The sequence below is a fragment of the Nocardioides dubius genome (genome assembly GCF_039528155.1).
GTDB lineage: Bacteria > Actinomycetota > Actinomycetes > Propionibacteriales > Nocardioidaceae > Nocardioides > Nocardioides dubius.
Window position 1 is genome coordinate 45,921 of record NZ_BAAALG010000007.1, and the last position, 3,789, is coordinate 49,709.

General features: G+C 72.4%; 4 protein-coding genes. 3 read left to right on the plus strand and 1 reads right to left on the minus strand.

Annotated elements, in window-relative coordinates; all coding sequences use genetic code 11:
• Positions 1–818 (minus strand): class I SAM-dependent methyltransferase (locus ABD151_RS09020; RefSeq protein ID WP_343993483.1); only part of this gene is annotated, 818 nt, incomplete at its 3' end.
• Positions 819–897: 79 nt separating this feature from the next.
• Here ABD151_RS09020 and ABD151_RS09025 point away from each other — a divergent pair.
• The 3 genes from ABD151_RS09025 (at position 898) to ABD151_RS09035 (ending at position 3,783) form a co-directional block, all read left to right on the plus strand.
• Positions 898–2,055 (plus strand): acyl-CoA dehydrogenase family protein, encoded by a 1,158-nt coding sequence (locus tag ABD151_RS09025; protein ID WP_343993485.1) that lies wholly within the window; start codon positions 898–900, stop codon positions 2,053–2,055.
• Positions 2,056–2,066: 11 nt separating this feature from the next.
• Positions 2,067–3,203 (plus strand): acyl-CoA dehydrogenase family protein, encoded by a 1,137-nt coding sequence (locus tag ABD151_RS09030; RefSeq protein ID WP_343993487.1) that lies wholly within the window; start codon positions 2,067–2,069, stop codon positions 3,201–3,203.
• Between the two features lie 91 nt (positions 3,204–3,294).
• Entirely contained in the window at positions 3,295–3,783 is a 489-nt protein-coding gene (locus ABD151_RS09035) for a nucleoside deaminase (protein ID WP_343993489.1), read from the plus strand.
• Positions 3,784–3,789 lie beyond the last annotated feature (6 nt).

The following is a 3,789-nucleotide window of genomic DNA, read 5'->3' on the forward strand; positions in this document are numbered from 1 at the left end:
GTGGTGGCCGCGCTCCGCGCCGCCTCGGCGCTGAGCTCCACGCCGTGCACCGCGCGGCCCGGTGCCGCGCAGTGCAACGCGAAGCCGCCGACTCCGCAGTAGAGGTCCCACAGCGAGGTCGGCGCCACCTCCGCGACCCAGGCCCGCGCCTGCCGGTACAGCGCCGTGGCGATCTCGGTGTTGGTCTGGAAGAAGCTCTGCGGGCGCAGGTGCAGGCCGACCCCGTCGAGCTCCATCCGCAATGTCTGCGCCTCGGTGAGCACGATCTCGCGCTCCCCCTCCAGGATCGCCTTGTGCTCCGGCTGGATGTTCACCGACGCCACCCGCAGCTGCGGCAGCTGCTCCCGCAACCAGGGCAGGTGCTTCTGGATCCGAGCCAGCGGCTCGGTGGAGCGCAGCACCCAGCGCACCATCAGCTCGCCGTCCGGGGAGAGCGTGACCAGCAGGTACTTGAGCTCGCCGCGCCGCGCGGCCAGCTCGTAGGGCGCCAGCGCGGCCCGGGTCACGAACTCGGTCAACGGGCCGAACGCCGCAGCGAGCTCCGCGGGATAGAGCGGACAGTCCCGCAGGTCGACCCCGTGGCCCTCGCCGTCCAGGATGCCGAGCACCGGCTGCTCGATCGAGCCGGAGACCACCATCTTCGCCTTGTTGCGGAACCCCGACTCCCGGCTGCGCACGGGCGCCAGCCACGCGACGTCCGGCCAGGGCGCGAGCAGCTCGCGCACACCGTGCTCCTTGGCCGCCACCTGGTCGGCGAGCGGCTGCTCGAGCCAGTTGCAGGAACGACAGCGTCCGGCTGCGAAGTGGTGGCATTCCATAACGCCTCCAGGCTAACGAACCCTGTTGCCGCGACCACCGCTGCGCCATGATGAGGCCAACCCAGATGAGAGGTGGCCCATGCGGCTCGAGTTGTCCCCCGCCGATGCGCAGTTCCGCGAGGAGCTGCGCACCTTCTTCACCACCCAGGTCCCCCAGGAGATCCGCGACACCGTCGCGGCCCGCCGAGAGCTGACCAAGGAGCAGTTCGTCACCACGCAGCGGATCCTCAACGCGCACGGCTACGCGGTCCCGCACTGGCCCGTGGAGTGGGGCGGGCGGAACTGGACCGAGCTGCAACGGCACCTGTGGCACGAGGAGATGCAGCGCGCCAACGTGCCTGCGCCGTTGGCCTTCAACACCTCGATGGTCGGCCCGGTGATCGCAGCGTTCGGCTCCCAGGAGATCAAGGAGCGCTTCCTGCCCGCCACCGCCAACCTGGACATCTGGTGGTCGCAGGGCTTCTCCGAGCCCGACGCCGGCTCCGACCTCGCCTCGCTGCGCACCACCGCCGTGCGCGACGGTGACCACTTCGTGGTGAACGGCCAGAAGACCTGGACCACCCTCGGCCAGCACGGCGACTGGATCTTCTGCCTGGTCCGCACCGATCCCGAGGCCCGCAAGCAGGCCGGCATCTCCTTCCTGCTCATCGACATGACCACCCCCGGCCTCGAGGTCCGGCCGATCGAGCTGATCGACGGCGGCCACGAGGTCAACGAGGTCTGGTTCACCGACGTCCGGGTGCCGGTCGAGAACCTGGTCGGCGAGCTCAACAAGGGCTGGGACTATGCCAAGTTCCTGCTCGGAAACGAACGCGTCGGCGTGGCACCGGTCGGCGCCTCCAAGCGGGTGCTGGGCGCCGCCAAGGAGTGGGCGCGCGAGATCGGCGAGCTCGACGACCCGCTGGTCGCGGCCCGGTTCGCGGAGCTGGAGAACGACCTGCTCGCCCTGGAGCTGACCGCCGTACGGGTGGCGGCGAACTCCGCCGACGGCAAGCCGCATCCGGCGTCGTCGGTGCTCAAGTTGCGCGGGACCGAGCTGCAGCAGGCGGTCAGCGAGCTCGCGATGGACCTCGCCGGACCGGCCGGCCTGTCCAGCTTCGCCGGCGACGTCTCCGATGCGCCCGACTGGGCACGGGTCTCCACGCCGGTCTACCTCAACCTGCGCAAGGCATCGATCTACGGAGGATCCAACGAGATCCAGCGCCAGATCATCGCCCGCACCATTCTCGGACTCTGAGAGGCGAACCGATGGACTTCACCTACGACGACGAGCAGAACGCCCTGCGCGAGGCGGTGCGCGCCCTGCTCGGCAAGGCCTACAGCGACTACGAGAACCGCCGCCGCACAGTGGCCACCGACCTCGGCTACGACCCCCAGCTCTGGAGCCGGCTCGCGGAGATGGGCATCCTCGGCCTGCCCTTCGCCGAGGCCGACGGCGGCACCGGGGCGGGCCCGATCGAGGTCGGCCTCATCGCCCAGGAGCTCGGCCGGGTGCTGGCTCCCGAGCCGTTCCTGACGGCGGTGGTGCTCGCCGGCGGCCTGATCGCGGACGCCGGCAGCGCCGAGGAGCGCGCCGAGCTGCTGGACCCGCTCAGCGCCGGCTCCCTGGTTCCGGCGTTCGCCCATGCCGAGCCCGGCACCCGCTGGGCGAGCTCCGCCACCGGGGTCCGCGCCAGCCGGGACGGCGACGGCTGGCGGCTGAGCGGCGTCAAGGAGCCGGTCCCCCACGGCGCGAGCGCGGACCTGCTGGTGGTCTCGGCGGCGACCGACGCCGGCACCGGGCTCTTCCTGGTGGACGCTGCCGCCGGCGGCCTGCAGCGGGACGGCTTCGCGGCCCCGGACGGCTCGCGCGCGGCCCGGATCTCCTTCGACGGCACCCCGGCCACGGTGCTCGGCGAGGGCGGCGATGCCACCGCCGTGATCGCGGCAGCGCTGGACCGGGCCCGGGTGGTGGCCGGGAACCAGGCGGTCGGGGTGATGGAGTCGGCCCTGCGGATCACCTCCGAGTACCTGACCAGCCGCAAGCAGTTCGGCGTCACCCTCAACCACTTCCAGGCGCTGACCTTCCGCGCGGCCGACATGTACGTGGCGGTCGAGCTCACCCGGAGCATGGTCGACTGGGCGACGATGGTGCTCGCCGAGCAGCCTGACGGCATCGCCGAGGCGGCGGCACGAGCCGGCCTCCAGGTCGCGCGCGCAGGCCGGATGGTCGGCCAGTCCGCGATCCAGCTGCACGGCGGGATCGGGATGACGGCCGAGTACGCGATCGGCGCGCACGCCGCGACGCTGACCGCACTGGAGCAGGCCCACGGCATGGCCGACCACCACCTGGCCCGGCTCGCCGGCACGGTGGGCGAGCATGCGGAGGTCGACCCGCTCGGCTGAGCCGCGCCGCTGGCAGCTCGCCGTCTCCGGGCCCGATGGCCCGCCGCCGACCCCGAGCTGCCAGCGGATCGCTCTGGTCTACCCTCGCAGGATGAGCACCGATGTGACCGCAGCCGACCGCGCCTTCCTCGTCCGCTGCGTCGAGCTCGCCCAGCAGGCGATCGACGCGGGCGACGAGCCCTTCGGATCGCTGTTGGTCGACGCCGCCGGCGAGGTGCTCTTCGAGGACCACAACCGGGTCAGCGGCGGCGACGCGACCCAGCACCCCGAGTTCGCGATCGCACGCTGGGCGGCCGAGAACCTCGCGCCGGCCGAGCGTGCCAGCGCCACCGTCTACACGTCCGGCGAGCACTGCCCGATGTGCTCGGCCGCGCACGCCTGGGTCGGGCTGGGCCGGATCGTCTTCGCCAGCAGCTCCGCCCAGCTGTCGTCGTGGCTGGGCGAGTGGGGCGTGCCCGGTGCGCCGGTGGCCGCCCTGCCGATCACCACTGTGGCGCCGGGCATCGAGGTGGCCGGTCCGGTCGACGACCTGGCCGAGGCGGTGCGCGAGCTCCAACGGCGCCGCTTCACCCCGCGCTGAGAGGCG

Excerpts from the sequence above, each read along its gene's own strand:
- ABD151_RS09035 (WP_343993489.1), top strand. The coding sequence starts at position 3,295 with ATGAGCACCGATGTGACCGCAGCCGACCGCGCCTTCCTCGTCCGCTGC.
- ABD151_RS09030 (WP_343993487.1), top strand. The coding sequence starts at position 2,067 with ATGGACTTCACCTACGACGACGAGCAGAACGCCCTGCGCGAGGCGGTG.
- ABD151_RS09025 (WP_343993485.1), top strand. The coding sequence starts at position 898 with ATGCGGCTCGAGTTGTCCCCCGCCGATGCGCAGTTCCGCGAGGAGCTG.